Annotated in this window: 11 protein-coding genes; 6 read left to right on the top strand and 5 right to left on the bottom strand. The window is 59.2% G+C overall.

The features are described 5' to 3' along the window. Both NMQ03_RS05420 and NMQ03_RS05415 read left to right on the top strand, forming a co-directional pair. Entirely contained in the window at nucleotides 1–5,412 is a 5,412-nt protein-coding gene (locus NMQ03_RS05420; protein WP_255174728.1) for a DEAD/DEAH box helicase, read from the top strand. A 694-nt stretch (nucleotides 5,413–6,106) separates the two neighbouring features. Then, nucleotides 6,107–6,322: a hypothetical protein gene (locus NMQ03_RS05415; RefSeq protein ID WP_255174727.1), complete on the top strand. Its 216-nt coding sequence runs from the start codon at nucleotides 6,107–6,109 to the stop codon at nucleotides 6,320–6,322. 338 nt (nucleotides 6,323–6,660) lie between these two features. Here the strand turns inward: NMQ03_RS05415 and NMQ03_RS05410 are convergent, their stop codons facing one another. Next, nucleotides 6,661–8,961, bottom strand: a complete 2,301-nt coding sequence (locus tag NMQ03_RS05410) for a DUF262 domain-containing protein (RefSeq protein WP_255174726.1) — start codon at nucleotides 8,959–8,961, stop codon at nucleotides 6,661–6,663. Continuing rightward, nucleotides 8,958–10,703 (bottom strand): DUF262 domain-containing protein, encoded by a 1,746-nt coding sequence (locus NMQ03_RS05405; RefSeq protein ID WP_255174725.1) that lies wholly within the window; start codon nucleotides 10,701–10,703, stop codon nucleotides 8,958–8,960. Before NMQ03_RS05405 ends, NMQ03_RS05410 begins: the two co-directional genes overlap by 4 nt. Before the next feature lie 295 nt (nucleotides 10,704–10,998). Between NMQ03_RS05405 and NMQ03_RS05400 the strand changes: the two genes are divergently transcribed. The 4 genes from NMQ03_RS05400 (at nucleotide 10,999) to NMQ03_RS05390 (ending at nucleotide 14,169) form a co-directional block, all read left to right on the top strand. Beyond that, the gene (locus tag NMQ03_RS05400) at nucleotides 10,999–11,502 is read left to right on the top strand and encodes an Lrp/AsnC family transcriptional regulator (protein ID WP_255174724.1); all 504 of its coding nucleotides are present in this window, start codon (nucleotides 10,999–11,001) and stop codon (nucleotides 11,500–11,502) included. Nucleotides 11,503–11,710: 208 nt separating this feature from the next. Beyond that, nucleotides 11,711–12,358, top strand: coding sequence for a hypothetical protein (locus tag NMQ03_RS05395; protein WP_255174723.1), 648 nt, complete (start codon nucleotides 11,711–11,713; stop codon nucleotides 12,356–12,358). A gap of 202 nt (nucleotides 12,359–12,560) precedes the next feature. After that, the gene (locus NMQ03_RS21100; protein ID WP_369693201.1) at nucleotides 12,561–13,367 is read left to right on the top strand and encodes a GIY-YIG nuclease family protein; all 807 of its coding nucleotides are present in this window, start codon (nucleotides 12,561–12,563) and stop codon (nucleotides 13,365–13,367) included. Nucleotides 13,368–13,533: 166 nt separating this feature from the next. Further along, nucleotides 13,534–14,169, top strand: coding sequence for an SHOCT domain-containing protein (locus tag NMQ03_RS05390; protein WP_255174722.1), 636 nt, complete (start codon nucleotides 13,534–13,536; stop codon nucleotides 14,167–14,169). 94 nt (nucleotides 14,170–14,263) lie between these two features. Here NMQ03_RS05390 and NMQ03_RS05385 read toward each other — a convergent pair whose 3' ends face one another. The 3 genes from NMQ03_RS05385 to NMQ03_RS05375 are packed head-to-tail and all read right to left on the bottom strand — an operon-like array spanning nucleotide 14,264 to nucleotide 17,329. Beyond that, complete coding sequence (locus NMQ03_RS05385; RefSeq protein WP_255174721.1) at nucleotides 14,264–15,043, bottom strand: carbon-nitrogen hydrolase family protein; 780 nt, start codon at nucleotides 15,041–15,043, stop codon at nucleotides 14,264–14,266. 48 nt (nucleotides 15,044–15,091) lie between these two features. Then, nucleotides 15,092–16,441 carry an APC family permease gene (locus NMQ03_RS05380; RefSeq protein ID WP_255174720.1) on the bottom strand — a complete coding sequence of 450 codons (1,350 nt, stop codon included), beginning with the start codon at nucleotides 16,439–16,441 and terminating at the stop codon, nucleotides 15,092–15,094. Nucleotides 16,442–16,450: 9 nt separating this feature from the next. Further along, nucleotides 16,451–17,329 carry a carbon-nitrogen hydrolase family protein gene (locus tag NMQ03_RS05375; protein WP_255174719.1) on the bottom strand — a complete coding sequence of 293 codons (879 nt, stop codon included), beginning with the start codon at nucleotides 17,327–17,329 and terminating at the stop codon, nucleotides 16,451–16,453. Nucleotides 17,330–17,371 lie beyond the last annotated feature (42 nt).

Here is a 17,371-nt window from a genome sequence, read left to right as displayed (position 1 = left end):
GTGGAAACGTTCAACCACTTGCGGGAGTCATATTTTCGTTATTACGACACACCGTTCGGACTTGCTGATGAAAACCTTGAAGCAGAACGGCGGCGGATCCTCGACAAGGACAACGGCGTCTACAGGGAACCCTTCATCGAACTGCGCCCCGAATACATGGCCTCCACGCAGTCCTTCGAGGATTCAGTCCAACGGGCCCAGGCCTCAAAGGACCTGGTTGAGTTCGCGCGGACCGGTCTCATCCCTGCCGATCGGGACCTGTACACCCACCAGGAGTCAGCCCTGGTTTCGGTCGTAAAGGACAAACGGAATGTGGTGGTGACCGCAGGCACCGGTGCAGGAAAGACCGAGGCCTTTCTCCTGCCCCTACTTTCTAACCTTTTGGCCGAATCAACCTCCTGGACCGGTCATGGGTCATCTTTCGCGACATGGTGGAGAGGGGCAAATAGTCCATTCGTGCCACAGCGGGAGACAGAGACTGGTCGCACTAAGGCTGTCCGCTCCATCATTTTGTATCCAATGAACGCGCTGGTTGATGATCAGCTCATTCGGCTGCGAAAGGCACTGGACAGCGATGCGGCTCGGACGTGGCTAGATAAGAACAGGCGGGGCCACCGCTTTTACTTCGGGCGGTACACCGGGGCAACGCCCGTCACAGGAGCGCTGGACAACAAAGTTGCTGTCGGCAATCTACGCTCATATCTTCAAGATATTGATCAGCGCAGTACCCAGATGCAGCAACTCGATGACGAGTCTAGGTACTTCATGCCCCATCTTGGCGGAGCTGAAATGGTCTCCCGGTGGGACATGGCCCACGCGGCCCCTGACATTCTCATCACCAACTATTCGATGCTCAACGTCCTGCTCCTGCGCGAGCGTGACAGTCGGTACTTCGATTCAACCCGTGAGTGGCTTCAAGCCAGCTCTGACCATCGATTCACATTCATCGTCGACGAACTGCACTCCTACAGAGGTACCGACGGCACAGAAGTAGCGCTACTCATCCGCAATCTAAAAATGAGGCTCGGACTGGCTGAAGATACCAACCAGTTCCAAGTCATCGCCGCCTCAGCCTCCTTGGAATCTGAACGGGACGAAGCCTTCGTCGAGGAATTCTTTGGGGTGCCGCGCGAATCTTTTGATTTCCTTTCCGGACAGCTCATCCGCGCTCAAGATCCGGCTCTTGACCTGTCGGAAACGGGCTTCGCAACACCGGAGGGAGTCATCGCCCACACGGACGAGCTCACAGCAGCCAGTGCCCTGAGTAACGTCTTCTTCCTGGCCGAAAATGGGAAGCCTCAATCAAAACCGCAGGCGAAGTCTCTAAAACAGATGGAACATTATCTATTCCCCGCGCTGGCTGAAGATTCACGCCGTCAAGCAGTACAGAAGCTCTTGAAAGCTGCTGCAGCGCCTCCGCAAAAAACAGGTGGGGTCAAATGGCCTTTGCTGCGAAGCCATCTTTTTTTCCGCAATGTACCGGGCATGTGGGCCTGCACCGACCCGGCCTGCCCTGAAGTTCAGGAAGGAGGCAGCCAGACGCGTTCTGTAGGACGCCTGTACTCGGAACCGGTCAGCCGATGCCTGTGCGGCTCCAGAGTACTGGAATTCCTGTACTGCCAAAATTGTGGAGACGTCTTCCTGGGAGGGTATGTACCCGCGGGTTCGACCCAACCTCCCGGAAAGTCAGTAACCCTGCTGGCAGACCTGTCGGACATAGAACATCTGCCCGATCAGGTGGGTCTTGAGCGAACAGCCAATAACTATCTGCTTTACTGGCCGCAGAAGCAGAGACCGGATCTGGAGGATCTGGAATGGTCTGCAGACGGAAAAAAGGTGGAGTACGCATTTCGACGCTCGATCCTCAGACCCGAGACGGGCGAGCTCCGTCCAACCGGCGGTAACGACCACACCGGCTGGACATTCCAGGTGGCTACACCAGCAGGCAAGCGCGGCCAGAACTCGGGCGTGTTCAAACGGAACCCCGAGCAGTTGTCTCCGTTTCCTACGCGGTGCCCTAATTGCGCCGATGACTGGGAGATAACCCACACCTCTGACGGGGTCGTGCCAGCGGCAGACAAGAAACGTCAAAGATCACCCATTCGGGCCATGCGCACCGGTTTCGAAAAAATAAATCAGGTGCTCATCACGGAACTACTCCAAGACCTCGAGCCGGCGAACCGGAAAACCATCGTCTTCACGGACAGCCGACAGGACGCCGCCAAGTTATCGTCCGGAATCAGCCTTCGGCATTACCAGGATCTGTTGCGGTTGCTCCTCCGTACGGAACTTGCGGCAGCAGACCAGGTTGCAGCCGACATTCTGTTAGCCAAGGAACATATCGTCGACGGAAAGAAGACCGCAGAGACCAAGGACGCGATCAAACGCCTGCGTGCTAAGGATCTGAAGGCATTCACCCTGCTGCAGGACGTGTGGGACCTTGAGAATGACATGCCGGAAACGGAGGCCATCCGCCAGCTTGCTCAATCTCCTTCGCTTCCCGTACTTACTGACCGTGTTAGTCAGCGGTTGGTGGAGATGGGTATAAATCCCGGCGGTCCATCGGCTTCCCTCCAACAAACTGACGAGAAGGTCCCGTCCTCCTGGTCGCATATTTACCGCTGGGATCCTTCACCAGCACGGAAAACAGACCTATCCACTGCTCAGAGGAAGCTCGAGGGTTCCATAGACAAAAACCTGCAGAAGGAGATCATTGACGGGTTATTTTCCGGCGTAGGACGCGACTATGAGTCTCTAGGCTTAGGTTGGGTTGGACTCGTTGAATCTGTCAGCGCCGTCGAGAGTGTCCCGTCCTCTCCGGCTGCCATCGCACAGTCCAGCTTGCGCATTCTTGCCGGAATGCGCCGATTCGCCGGTATGAGAAACGTATCCGACACGCCACCGAGGAAGCTGAAGACCTTCTGGCAGGCAGTCTCGGTGAAGTTCGACATGGACATTGATGACGTTCAGACGTCGGTCCGGAAGGTATGGGGCGATGCAGTATCTAACTTCCTCATCCACGCCGAGACGGTAACCATCTACCAGCCCTCTAGCAGTGAATGGACATGTCAGACTTGCCGACGGCGGCACCTGGTATACGGGTGCGGTCTATGCACGTATTGCGGTAAGGACCTCCCGGAGGCAACTGCTCATGGGACAGATCTTGATTACTACGGGCATAAGGCCACTTATGAGCAAGGCCAGTTCCGTCTCACCGCGGCTGAACTTACCGGCCAAACCGATCGGCTCGCCGCCCAATCCCGGCAAGCCCGGTTCCAAAATGTTTTCCTCAACCAGACGGAGAACAAGAAGTCCGATGGGATTGAGCTGCTCTCCGTCACCACAACGATGGAAGCGGGCGTCGATATTGGCGCCCTCGATTCCGTCATCTTGGCCAACATGCCACCTACCCGCTTCAACTACCAGCAGCGCGTAGGGCGTGCCGGCCGACGTCTGACGCCCATGGCGGTGTCACTCACCGTGTGCAGGGGCCGCAGCCACGATGAGTATTACTTTGGACGGCCCGAACTCATCACCAATGAACCGACACCGCCGCCATACCTGGCCCTCAAACGTCCCGAAATTTATACACGGGCTTTGAGAAGTGAAACGCTTCGTCGTGCATTCATTGACTTTACCGACGCCCTTTCTCTGGATGACGGATTTTCCGGTTTAGGGAACAACACACATGGCCAGTTTGGGTTGGTGTCGGACTGGGCAACGGTGAAGCCACTGCTCAGTCGATGGCTGAATGACAACTGGTCCACAGTTGAAGAGGCGGCGACTGGTTTGGCGACGTACACGAACCTAAGCCAGGATGACTTGGACATCGCCCGTACCAGTATCGCGTCCCTGGCTGAGGATATTTCCTTAGTTGCCTTCAGCGACATCCCTGGCCATTCCGACCTTAGTCAGCGGTTGGCCGAAAGCGGTCTCCTGCCGATGTTCGGGTTCCCCTCAAAGGTGCGGGACCTCTACCTCAAAAAACCAAGCTCCGCTTTCCCCTGGCCGCCGGACAATGTGATCGACCGCGATGCAGCGATGGCAGTCAACCAGTTCGCGCCGGGTAGTGAGCTTGTGCGCGACGGGAAAATTTATCCTGTCATCGGAGTGGCCTCCTTCTACCCCGCTGGTCGCACAGTCACGGCTGAAGACAATGCATTGGGCGACCAGCGACTAATCGATGTATGCAGGCAGTGTGCATACGTGGAAGAAAAACCAGCAGGCTCAGAACACGCAGCAGGCTCTTGCCCACAGTGCGGAGCTGACCCCGGAATCTTTAGTACCATCGACCTCCGGGAGCCAAAAGGTTATCGCGCAGGCACCCCCCGAGACTTCGACGGCAACTTCTCCTGGTCACCCAAGTCGACCTCAACCCGCGCGGTGGCCGACCTCCAAAGACTGCTATTTGTCTCCCTCCCCGGTTCAGTCACATATTCGGGCCGTGGGAAGAGGTACGTGATCAATGACAACTCCGGCAAATCCTTCCAGTTCAAGCAGGCCCTCCCGAATGATTACTGGGGCGGCTACATAGCCATAGCTCCTGACGGGACGAGCGCGGTGCACACCGACCAGTCCGAACCTTCCATCGCTGCTGCGCTGGGAACTATTCAACCGACGGACTTCCTGTTCTACGGACCGCAGTCAGCAGTGATCAAACATCAGGGGCTACGGCTGGATCTGAGCACCGGAGCGCCTCAACAACACGGCGCGTATGACTCTATTCAAGGCCGCCGAGCGGCTTGGTACTCCCTGAGCTTCCTGATGAGGACAGTGGCTGCGAAGAAGCTAGACATCCAATCCCAGGAATTCAACGCCGGAATCTATACGGGACTGAAGGACGGCGAGCCAACCACGTTCGCCTTTCTTGCCGACACCTTGGAAAACGGCGCGGGCTTCAGCAGCCACCTGGGAAGACCCGAGATCCTTCACGAATACCTTGCCGAGGTTGACACATACCTGGACGAGCTTGCGGGTGAGCACTCACTCGAGTGCTCGTCATCCTGCTATCGCTGCCTGCGCGACTATTCTAATATGGCGTACCACGCGCTTCTTGATTGGCGTCTAGCCAAAGACCTGAAAGCAGTACTCGACGGCCGGAACCTGACCATTGAGCTGGACAAGCATCGGCAAGCAATCAAAAACTGGGCCGCGGTTTACAACGTTGCCGCACTCAAGAATGATTTCGCCGCCTGCGCCCTTTGGGACAAACCAGCCGAAGGACGCATCGCGGTGATCCTGCGGCATCCATTGGAATCAGGAGAAGCTGCCCTTTTGTCAGACAGACTTGCAAAGGCAACGGCACAAATCCAAGCAGAACAGGACGGCTTGGATGGAGTGGTTTATGTCGACTCGTTTATGCTCGACCGAAATCCTAGCCATGTCGTGAACCTTTTCCGCAGCAGCTTTTAGGATCCCCAGCTATGTCCTTTTCGCTGTGTATCGCCTAGCCCGTTAGGACAACCTTTTCATCACATATGCTCCTGGGGCTTCTGAACAAGCTCGTGTTACTCGTTCAGAAGCCCCAGGGACTTTGTCGAGAGCACAGCAGAGATGAATACAGAGTTTCAACGGACAGGGCTGATCGTGCACCACAGGGAAGGGACATGCATCTCGTCCCGTCCGAAGCAATAGTTCGCTGGTCAGTTGGCGACAAGCCTCCTGTAACTCGGGCCCTCTCGAAATATCGCGGAGGGAACTCGCTACTCGAAGATCCGGCTTCGCTTGAGTTCGGCTTGCACAAATACCTGAAGGCTGCGCTGATAATTGCTCGAAGGAGCCAAGCCGCGAATATAGGGGAACCCCAGGGAGACTAACACGGCACTGACGTTGGACATCTTGCGTTCGACGGACGTCCTGTTGCGGCTGCCAATCTTGACTGCTAGATCTCTATAAAGGGCTGCCTTAACGAATGATCGCCCTTCACTATCCATAGTTTGCATCTCAAATCCTTCTCCACGACTGCCGCAAATTCCTCGTCAGTCCACGGTTTGCCGGCTCTTCGCGGTTGGTGGGAATTAAGTTCGTGTCGTTGAAGACAAGGGGGCCCGTGGCCCTGCTGGGATGAGTGTGTCTAGCATTCAACCTGGAACAGGACCACGAGCCTTTGATCGAGCCTACCGGGGTCGCAGCCGACGCTGCCACCATCCCCTTCAACCTGCCCGACTACCGCGTCATTTCCACCACCATCACTGCCGGCCGGCGGCAGGTCGTCATTGAGACTGACGAGCTGCCTGGCTGCCTGAGCTGCGGTGTTATCGCCTCCCGGCGGAAAACAATGCAAGACACGCTTTTGTGCTTGGGACTTCTGCTCAACTTCTAGTACCTCTGGTGAATATATGACCACCGCGAAACCTCGCAGCCCGGAGGGGACCTTCACCGGTCATTTCGGCGGGTCTTACAGAGCGGGCCATGTCAGGCGGGGCGGGCTTCCCGAAGATCGCACGCGGCTGCGTTAGGGCGGCGTCTCAAGGACCAGCCCAAGGACAATCCCTCGTCCCCCTGCAAACCGAGACGCTGGCGACGCCGCTGCAGCCGCCAAAACGTCTTCGCGGGTGGTGTAGACCCACCTGTCGAGGCGCCCGCCGGAATGTACCTCACGCTTGCCCGTGAATTGTGCAAGCGCATCACAAAGCGAAGGAGTGCGGCACACCATCGAAATCAGATTCCCGCTTCGACCAGCGCCCGCACGAGCGCCGCACCTGCGACAACCCGATCCTCAGTGTCGACTAGTTCCCCATCGATCTCTACCTGACGGATTGGTAGGAACCTCTCATTTGTTGCGCCGTGGGCCCGACAAACAGAGTGGAAACGGCTCGCAAGGTCGGCATGTTGCGGCGCTGCCAGTTCGAAACCTTTTTCGACACACCGAATGCCGCCGCCGCTCCACGAGAGCTGAAGCCATCGCGGAGCCGTCTCGTAACCTCGAAACCAGGGATCGTTAATTCGGTGCTCTACCGCGCTGGCGCGATAGATTGCGAGTAAGTAGGGGTCACGGTAGTAGGCGCTGCCCGTCAAAGAGGCGGTGCGAAGCATACACATCGAGTAGCCCCAAATCCCCCGACTGGGTCGGTGCTCGCCGTAGTAAATCCCCGTTTCCCCTTCGCGCATTGCAGGGTAGGCCACCAAGTAGTACCGCCAGTCGAGCCTGCCTGATTCGCGACAGGATGTGACGAAGTCACCGGCTGCGCGCTCTAGGCTGGTCAGCGTGGATTCGTCGGATGCGGCGACTTCGTCCAGTAGGGCTCCAAGCGCCGACCGCAGTTCGCCGTTTTTCCCGCGGCCGGAGTGGGATAAGACTTCCCTCCAGCGCGACGCCTGCTTAGCCGCGCGCGTTCCGAACTGTCTGACGCGCCCGTTGCCAAGATCAAAGCCATAGTCGCCTTTGGCGAGTAATGCGGCAGCGAAGTGCCCCCAGGCTTCTGGCTCGGTGACGCGTGTGAACGCATCAGCCCTCGCCGGAAGTGTTGCTGGCTCGAGGTCGAACGCGAAGATTCGGCCGCGGAGAAGCGGATGATCTTCAAGGCGATGAATCACCTTTTCGAGCCCAGTTCCCCTGAACTCTTGCTTCGCCTGCTCGTCACGGACTCGATCCGGATTGAAGCCACGAAGCTCCTCCAGCGGGGCCCCCCTGATCAACAACTCAACGCCCGAAACGAGGTCGGTCATGCGAGCTTCACGGACCTCGTCATCCGCTAGGTCGACAAGGTTGCGCAAGACACGAACCCGCGTCGCGAAATCATCGGTCCGGTACTGCCGGTGGATGAGCACGGCAAGCAGGAACAGCGTCTCCGCCAAGGAAAAGTGACGGTTGCGCCCACGTTTGATGCCATAACTGCGCAAACAAGATGCGAACAGGTTGATGTCGGCGGCGTCGAAAAGTGGGACTTTTTCCTGGTCGGCTGCCTCCCGAGCGCCATCCGACTCGGTAAACACGCTCGCGAACACGCCACGGACGTCGTCAACACCCACCCACGTGTCGAACGCGTGTTCCAGGAAGTCCAGGTTCGCTTCGCGTTGTGAATTGTCGGGCCCGAAAGCTCGCTCCGTGCGCTCAAGCAGGGTTGCGCTTTGCAGCGTCTCGCCGTCCCGCCACTCACATACTTCGACCACAAACTCGAAGTAGCGAAGAAACTCGTCGTCCACCAAGTCATCGCCGCCGTCGAACTGCCACAGAACGTCGGTCCATGCACCATCGATCTTGTGAATAATGCGGTTGAACCTCTCCGCGTCGGTCCCGTCCGCGAGTAGCTTCTCGAATCTGGCTTTGAAGTTCTCAAAGCCAGTTAGCGGCTTTCCACGGGAGTTCATTTTGATGTACAGCTCATCCCCGGAAGGCATGTCACCGATGGGGAGGAAATAGAACGAAACCGCAGGCCTGTCCCCAGCAATCAGACGCGCCCACGCCTCCTCGAGATCAATGTGGGCTTGGCCGAGCCGATCGTGGATGGCGTCCAACATGACGAGCATTGCTTGAACCGTCGGATCGTGACGCCAGGCATATAGGTACCACGACTGGTTCGTAATCCATTCGGATGGCAGAGCGAAGTCGTCGGTAAGTGGATGCTTGGGGTTCACGAGCTGTCGACAGAAGAGTTCGGCTGTTGGGCGAGTGGCGTACCTCAGCCTAAGGATTCCTTCCGCGTCAGCCAGCCGATCGGTTCGCGCAGCGAGATACCAGTGCAGGAGGAAGAGTGTCGTGAGGCGTTGCTGTCCGTCCAACGGTTTGAGAGTCGAATTCTCTATCTCCCCGTAAACGAAATCGAGATCCAATGGCTCGCCGCCGCCAACCGCCTCGATGAGTGCATCGAGGAAGTCATGTCGAATCGTCTGGACGAGTGCTCCTGGTCTCCCCTGCGCATAGTCACGCTGGATGAGGGGAATTTCGATTCGCGCGACGGTGGGCATCTCGCCCGTCGCGTCGCCGAACATTCCGGCGAATGTCGTCTTGAGTCCCTTCATGCGACAAACTCCTCTTGGCTCAACTCGGGATCCGGTGTCAGGTACCGCTGAATTGCTGCGAAAATCGCGTCCAGATACGCCTCTCGGTCCTGGACTCCCCAGAAATGGATCTGCTGGTCGTCAGCATCCGTGTAGTACTTCAGGAAGACGTTGCGAGTGCACGGAGGGATGTAAGAGCCCGCTTTGTCGCGACCGATGATCTCCCTCCTCTTCACTTCAAATGTCGAGTTTGACAGGGCGCTGTTATCGCCGCTCGCAAGCAAGGCAAGGTTGGAGATCGTATGCACACCTTCGTCACCATCGGTTCTTCCCTCGGTTAACGCAGCTTCGACGAGGGCTTTGGTCTGATCAAACTGGGTGCCCAACCCGACGATCCTGGGGTCGGCGATCGCCGCGAGGACGCGATCAATTTCCGCCAAGAGGTTTTTGCGCAGGTCCTCGTCGATACTCGGGACGTCGTTGATGGCACCGCGATGAAGCCGGAGCCATTCGGTCCACACCTTCTCGTCGCGCTTGAGGTCGAGGGCATTCTGCGCGTGGATGTGTTCTAGGGACCATACGCCACGAGAGTGCGCATGAAATGAGTAATGCTCTGTTGAGTCGGATCGGAGACGGACTGTCTCAACATTCATCAGCAGAAGGACGTCCGAGCATTTCGATCCCGACTTCTGGTAGTCGAGATCAGCGACTTGGCCAGCAGTGAGATTTAGGTGCTTGGCAATGAGTTCATCGAGCACGGTCTGGAGCGCAGACCTAGTCAGCCCGGTCACTGCCTCAAGAAGTCCCCCGAAAGTGTGTCTGCGGGTCGCTACCAAGTAGCCCACTTTGTGGAAGATGTCGCGATCCTCGTACCAACCGACGACGAGTGAATGCAGTTTAACCACATCATCCCAAAATGCCTGCGGGTCGGCCTCGATCACTGGCCGCAGCGCCTCGAACGTGTAGTACCGCGGCCGATGCCCATCAGGTGGCGTTCCTCGGTGCTGATCCGCAAGGGTGTCCAAGATCAAGCTAATTCGCGTGGGTTCATCTTCGCTAAGCGTTGTCACAAACGCCCAGACCTCCGGTACTCGGAGTTCGCGCTCGAACTGGTCCCACTGAGCGGCAGTCTGCTCGCTGCGGTCAGATGAACCCTCGCAATGCTTAAGCTTGGCGAGCAGTTGCGCTTTAACGAGTTCAGCATCCGAGAGCGGGATGCGTCCAACGTTCAAGCGAGTGAAGAGCGCAATCGAGTCAAGTTCCTTCGCAGCTTCATACCAAATCAATTGCACCGATTCGAAAAGGTAATCGTAGAACCGATTCGCGGCCCATTGCTTGCGATGCTCGTAGCGAGCGAACCATTCACTGATACGCGCGTATGCAGCGAAGATGTGATGGAAGTCAATGTTCTCACGCCGGCGGTCTTCCGTCGGGTTGCTAAGGAAACCTGCGCTTCCGGGTCGCGTCTCGTATTCGATCGTGAACCCTGCGCCCGCGTTTTGCAGACCCTCGCTTCGCATGTACTGGAATATGAGAAACAACGAAGTCAGCCTTTGTTGACCGTCAATCAACTCCCACCTGCCATCCTCCATCGGCTTCACGACGAGCGGTTGCAAATAATAGGGGTCGCCATTACTCGCCCAAATGTCGTCGAGCAGGCGTCCGACCTCCTCGGTCCCCCACCGATAGCCGCGCTGGTAGGCGGGAACGAAGAAAGATCCTGCGATGTCTCCGACGGCTCGTCTCTCGAGTATTGCGTCCATGCACCCACCCTATTTGTGAGCCCAATTAGCCGCGAGCTCAAAACCACCGAATTTCGACAAATATACATCGGCAGCCTCCGACAACCAGGGGATCTGAAACTCCTCCCCCAGGCGAGCCCTCTGTCGATGCTGCCGAAGACCGGGAATGACCATGGTGAGGTGGATTAGTCAATTCTCGCTTCCATTGCTGTCGAGGGCGCCCATGTCTACTTCGCAAAGTGACTCGTACCACATTGAAAGGTACCCATTCGTGCTTGGGACTTCTGCTCAACTTCTATTACCTCTGGTCAAAAATATGACCATCACAGCCTCCAGCACCCACAATTCCCTCGACGGCAGGATCATCCTTGCCCTGGACAAGGACCCCGAAGCCGGCGCCCTGTCACTCTCCCGGACACTCGGCGTCGCCCGCAACACCGTCCACGCCCGGCTGGCGCGGCTGGAGCGCAGCGGAGCGCTCCTCTCCTTCAGCCGTAGGCTGGACCCGGCGGCGCTGGGCTACGAGCTGATGGCCTTCCTCTCGCTCGAGATCAGCCAGACCCGGTTCGGCTCGGAAGAAAGCGGGCTCGCCGCGATCCCGGAGGTCATCGAAGTGCGCGCCACCACCGGGGATGCGGACCTTATGGCCAAGGTGGTGGCCCGCGGCACCGCCGACCTCCACCGCATCACCAACCAGATCCTGGAGATAGACGGGATCCGACGAACCAGCACCGACAACTCCGTCATGGAACCCATGCTTTCCCGGTACGACGGCCTCATCAGCAGGCTGAGCGAGCAGGAATCCCGCGTTGCGGACTAACCCCGGTGGCACAAGCTCCATGCGCACCAGAAGTGAACGCCTTGCTCGGAGCCGCAATTCCAAGTCGGTGGGGCGCGCCCTAATAGACCAGTTCCTGCTTGCGTATACGGTTCGAGGGGGACTCGACACCGCGACCTGCTGTACCCGGCCCTCACCGCTGAATACTGAAGGCGTTTCGCCGTCGGACAAGACTGGAGACTGAACCGTCATGAACTTTTTCAAAGCAGCCCTGAAGTTTTTCAAAGTTAAGGTTCTGCTTTGGCCTGTCCTGCTGGTCACCGCGCTGATTGTCGCGGGAACTGGCGCCACTTTCATATCCGGTGGACTTAACGCTCTCGCTCTCGGTTCGCTGTTTAGCAGCAACTCGAACGAACGCGATTCACAGGTAGTTCAGGCCGTCACGCGCGTCCAGGAGGTCGCCTTGCTAAGCCTTCACATCGAAGGTGTTTCGAGGCAAGAAAGCAATGGAGAGATTCTCGGCATAACCGTGCCCGCGAGCGCGAAGACGACGCTGCTCCAATACAAGTTCAATGCAAAATTGGGCATCGATGGGTCCCAAGTGAAGATCGAACCCAACGGCGCGGAGTCCTTTCGGGTGACCATCCCGAATTTCATCGGCCTAGGTTTTGACGATCCCTCGTTCGAGGACCCCCTAGAGAGCAGCGGAACGCTGAGCTGGTTGACACCACCAGCCGTTGAAACTCGCATGATCAACAACATTCTTAGTGACGAGAACAAGCAGAAATTCATCACTCAAAACGAGGCAGCGTTGAAGGAGCAGGCCAAGTCGTTCTACTCCGGAATCATCGCAAGCGTCGATCCTGATGTTACCGTCGAATTTGAGTTCAAAGAGTAGATGGCTACAACGCCCCGCGCCCTCGACGGAGGAATTCCCCGACCCTGCTAGATGGTATTTCCGCCGCCCTCGGCACCTCAGGCGCCCGGTCGTGGTCCTCGCACAGGCTCCTGGCCACAGTGCTTTGAACACCGTGGATTCCACTAAGATCTGGCAACACCCGGCTTCTAATATTCCTGGCAGTGGGGGCTAATATTCGATAATGGAATCCTTGCCCCGAAATCACAGATGGAGCGACGTCGAGTCATGTGAAAAGGCCTGGGCCGCCACTCCGACGTCACCCGGAGTCTACAGATGGATTCTTCAGGGAGATTTCCCAAAGAATTTGAATTGGCCTCCTGCACTGACTCCCATTCGGCAAGGTGATCTGATTTACATCGGACGAGCGAAGTCTCTCCGTAATCGCGCCAAGCATCATAAACTCCCCACATCTCACTCGACTCTCCGCCGGGCGCTTGCGTCCCTGATGGGTCTTCAGGCGGAGTGGCGTGGGAAGTCCGCGCATCCTGGCCTACTCCCGGATCATGAGACGCAATTATCAAGCTGGATGACGAATAACCTGGCGATGTCCTTTGTAGCTGTTCCAGATTCACTTGTGGACAGCACTGAAAAGTCTCTCCGCGCATCGCTGAAGCCGCCGCTGAACCGTGACGGACTGACCCCAGAACAGCGGCACACCAGTGCCACAGCGGCCGAGATGCAAAGCCTCGCAATAGGAGCACGAGTCTTGGGTGGGAATTCCGTCCCTGTGGAGGTGACAAGACGTCGCAATTCGGCAGACGTCCTGCCTACTATCTCAAAGACAGACGCCATTAACGAACGACTGGCGCTAACGAAGACACTTTACGAGCAAGGGTGGACTCGGTCCCAGATTGCTGCACGAGTTGCTGTGCACATGAGTACCGTCGGAAATGACATCGCCAAACTGCGAGATGGCGGAGAGATAGACGCAGGAAGATCTCACATCCGCCGACCGGGGGCTATCGAGCGTGCAAGGGGCCAAGATTGACTTGAGGGTCGTAGTGAAAGTCCCCCACCGTTGGGGCCCAGACCTATCACACTGCACCCTGGCTCCGGGGTTGCACGGCCCGAGCGCCTACCGGACACGCCACCCCCGCGCCAAGCTCTCGCATCAAATTCGCCCCTTTGTGTCCGGCTGTAGTTAGACTACGGCCATGGTGGCTAACGGGAGCGTCGTAGGCGGAGATTACAAGGGTGCGATTGTGTCCACCCCACTGGGCAGCACACTCGTTGTGCAGGCAGGGCTCAAGTTCAGAAAGTTAACCCCTGAGAACGTGGCCGGTTGGGACGAAGTTGTCACCGACGGGAAGAAAAATCCGGTGGGCGATGTGAGCAAGGCAGTAGCGGGAGCCGTACTTCCAGGGCGGCTTGGAAAGGCAGCTTCAGCGGCCGTGGGCGCGACGTTCGATGCCATGGGATCTTCGCATACCGTTCGCGTCGATTGGGCGGACGGCAAGCGCTCGCTAATCAAGTTGCCTGACGGGATGTTCAAGCATTTTGAACTCGTACTTGAGAATCAGCGTGTGCCCGCCGCTGAGGCATTCTCCGGTGAGGCCATTCCTGATCCCGTGGAGAAGCCGACGGTGACGGAGCAGGCATTCTCGCTCGTATCGGGAATAATTAAGGATCGGCTCCCTGCACCTGCCAAGACTCCGCCGGCGGTCCCCGCACCAATCACCACACCAGATGTCACAGAGGTACTCTCCAAGCTCGCCTCGCTTCGGGACGCGGGCATTCTCACCGAAGTTGAGTTCAACGCAAAGAAGGCAGAGATTCTGGGCTTACTGTAACACCAAGAATTGGAAATTGGTTTGGGCGCCGGAGTAGACACGTCCGGACCCGGAGTTCAACAGTTATCACTGCCGAAACTGCCAATATCCGTTCCTACAGCCGCCGCTGCCGGAACATCGGGAACGACTCCCGTACCCGATCCACCGTCTCCAGCGACACCTCCACCGCCATGACGCCTGGCTCCAAACCAAGGTCGGCCTCGACAACGCCCATCGGGTCCACCAGCACGCTCCGCCCCACGGACACGGGCGGCGCTTGGCACACGCCCGCCACGTAGACGCTGTTCTCGATGGCCCGGGCTGCGTTCAGCGCCAGCCATTGCTCGGTCTTGTGCTCGCCCGGTACCCAGGACGAGCAGACCAGCAGAACCTGCGCACCGGCGTCGGCCAGTGACCTCGCCAGCTCCGGGAACCGCAGGTCGTAGCAGGTCATCAGCCCGAACCGCACTCCCCCATGTTCGAACACCACCGGGTCCGTGGACGGGCCGGGCTTGATGAACTCGGACTCCCCGAAGCCCTGGGCGTCGAAAAGGTGGATCTTCCGGTAGGAAGCCAGCCGGTCGCCGTCGGGCCCAAGAGCGACCAGCGTGTTGTACGCCCGGCCTGGCTCGTCCGAGGTTTCCACGACGCCCGCCACCAGCGCGATGCGGTGGCGGCGGGCAATAGCGGCGAGTTCCCGGCAGACGGGTCCGTCCAGCGGCTGGGCCACCGCGGGGAACGTCGCGTCCACCTTTTTCTTCTCGTAGGTGGCGTACTCCGGGAAGGCGACCAGTGCGGCGCCGTCGCGCGCTGCCTCGGCGGCGAACCGTTCGATCACGGCGAGGTTGGCCCGGATGTCGGCGCCCGACTCCAGCTGCCCCAGCGCTATCCTCACGAGTGCTCCTTCCCTTGGCCCCAAAGCCACGCTACAAACAAGACAGGTTCAGGCAGCCGCCTCGACCGTCGCCTTCTCGGTGGCCGTCATCTCCGGCGGCGCTGCCTTGAACCCGCGGGTGATCAGGGCCAGGACCAGCACGCCCAGCACCAGCCAGGACACCCCCAGCGTAATGGCGTTGCTGTCCAGCTGGGAGAGCAGGTAGGCGCAGATGACCGCGCCGATCACTGGGACCACCACGTAGGACACCGGGTTCAGTTGCTGCCCGGCCCGGCGCTGGCGCACGTAGTGGAACACCACCGAGGCGTTCACCAGCGTGAAGGCGGTGAAGGCACCGAAGTTGATGAACGACGTCGACGTGGCCACGTCCAGGAAGATCGCGATCAGGCCGATGATGCCGGTGATCACCAGGTTCACCACCGGGGTGTGGAACTTCTCGCTGAGCCTGCCGAAGACGGCCTTGGGCAGGACGGAGTCGCGGCCCATCGCGTACATCAGGCGGGAGGCGCTGGCCTGCGCGGCGAGGCCCGAGGCGAACTGCGCCACCACCAGGCCGGCCAGGAACACGGCGCCGAACAGCTGCCCGCCGATCTGCAGGGCGATGGAGCTGGCCGCGGACGCCGAGTCCTCGAACTCGCCGCCGGGGTGGACCAGCTGGGTCACGTAGGACACGGCCACGAAGATGCCGCCGCCGATCAGCGCCACGAGCATGATGGCGCGCGGCATGGTCTTGCGCGGGTTGACGGTTTCCTCGGTGAGGGTGGTGACGGCGTCGAACCCTAGGAACGAGTAGGCGGCGATGGCCGCGCCGGCGGAGATGGTGGCGAAGCTGGAAGTGTCGTTGACGAACGGCTGGCTGCTCACCAGTCCCCCGGCACCCGAGGTGGACACCACGTTGCCAATGGACAGCGCCACGAAGAACATGATGACCAGCAGCTGGAACGCCATCAGCACGTAGTTGGCCTTGTCCGCCACCTTGATGCCCAGGATGTTCAGCAGCGTGGTGACCACGATGAAGCCCACGATCCAGAGCCCGATGGGGATGCCGGGGAACTGCGCGCTGAGATAGGAGCCGCCGATCAGCCAGATGACCATGGGCAGGAAGAGGTAGTCCAGCAGGATGGCCCAGCCCACCAGGAAGCCCACGCGGGGGTCGATGGACCGGCGCACGTAGGTGTACGCGGAGACGGCCACGGGGTAGGCGATGGCCATCCGGCCGTAGCTGTGCGCGGTGAACAGCATGGCGACCAGCGCCACCAGGTAGGCGGCCGGCGACGCGCCGCCGGTGGCTTCGGCGATGATCCCGAAGATCCCCAGGACGATCAGCGGGGTGAGATACGCCAGGCCGAACAGGACCAGGCTGGGCAGTTTCAGCGTGCGGGTGAGGGTTGTTGTCACGGTGTTTCCTTAGGGCTTGTAGGACGGCGGTGTCCAGGTGGCCGGGTTGATCCGGCCTTGGTAGACGGAAAGTTCGACGGCGGGCTCCCCCTCGCGGAACTGCGACCAGGGGCGGTTGAGGTTCTCCGTGCCGTGCGTGCGGACGCGTTCGACGGCGGCAAGGTCCAGTTCCGCGGTGAGCAGCTGCGGCTGATCGTCCGGGGCCTCGGCGAGGGTGTTGCCCTCCGGGTCCACGATGATGCTCTTGCCCTGGCCGGTGGGGCCGGCGCAGTTGACGCTGACCATAAAGATCTGGTTCACGATGGCGTTGGCCTTGGCGAGGATCAGTTCCTGTTTGCGGTCCGGGGTGGTGGTTTTGACAACGTTGAGGATCACCTCGGCGCCCATCCAGGCAAGCTGTCGGGACACCTCCGGGTACCAGGCGTCGTAGCAGATGTTCAAGCCGACTCTGCCGATGCCGGGCAGGTCCACGGTGGTGAACCTGTCGCCGGGGTCGTAGGGCTCGAACGGGCGCCAGGGGAAGATCTTCCGGTAATAGCCGGCGAGCTCCCCTTCCGGGGACAGGACCAGCTGGGTGTTGAACAGCTGCCCTTCCGGCCCGCGTTCACAGACACTGCCGGGAACCAGCCAGATGTTGAGGTCTTTCGCCAGTTGCTTGAGCTCTTTGACCCGTGGGCCGTCCAACGGTTCGGCACTTGCCTGGAGCATTTCGGTGCGCTGCAGGTCCGGGTCTTCGTCGCCGAAGAGGTGGAGCTCGGGGAAGACGACAAGCCTGCTGTGGGGCTGGGCTTCGAGGGCTGCTTTGACCTCGTCCGCGAAGGCCGAGACGGGTTCGCCGATGAGCCGGGGCCTTGCTTGAGCCGCGACGAGGGGAAGGATGCGTTGCATGGGTTTTCTCCGCTGTGTGGTGTGATCCGGGTTATATTAGAT

This window comes from Arthrobacter sp. DNA4 (assembly GCF_024362385.1).
In the GTDB taxonomy this organism is placed as follows: Bacteria; Actinomycetota; Actinomycetes; order Actinomycetales; family Micrococcaceae; genus Arthrobacter.
The sequence above is the reverse complement of the archived record's forward strand: the minus strand, read 5'-3'. Positions and strand labels throughout refer to the sequence as shown.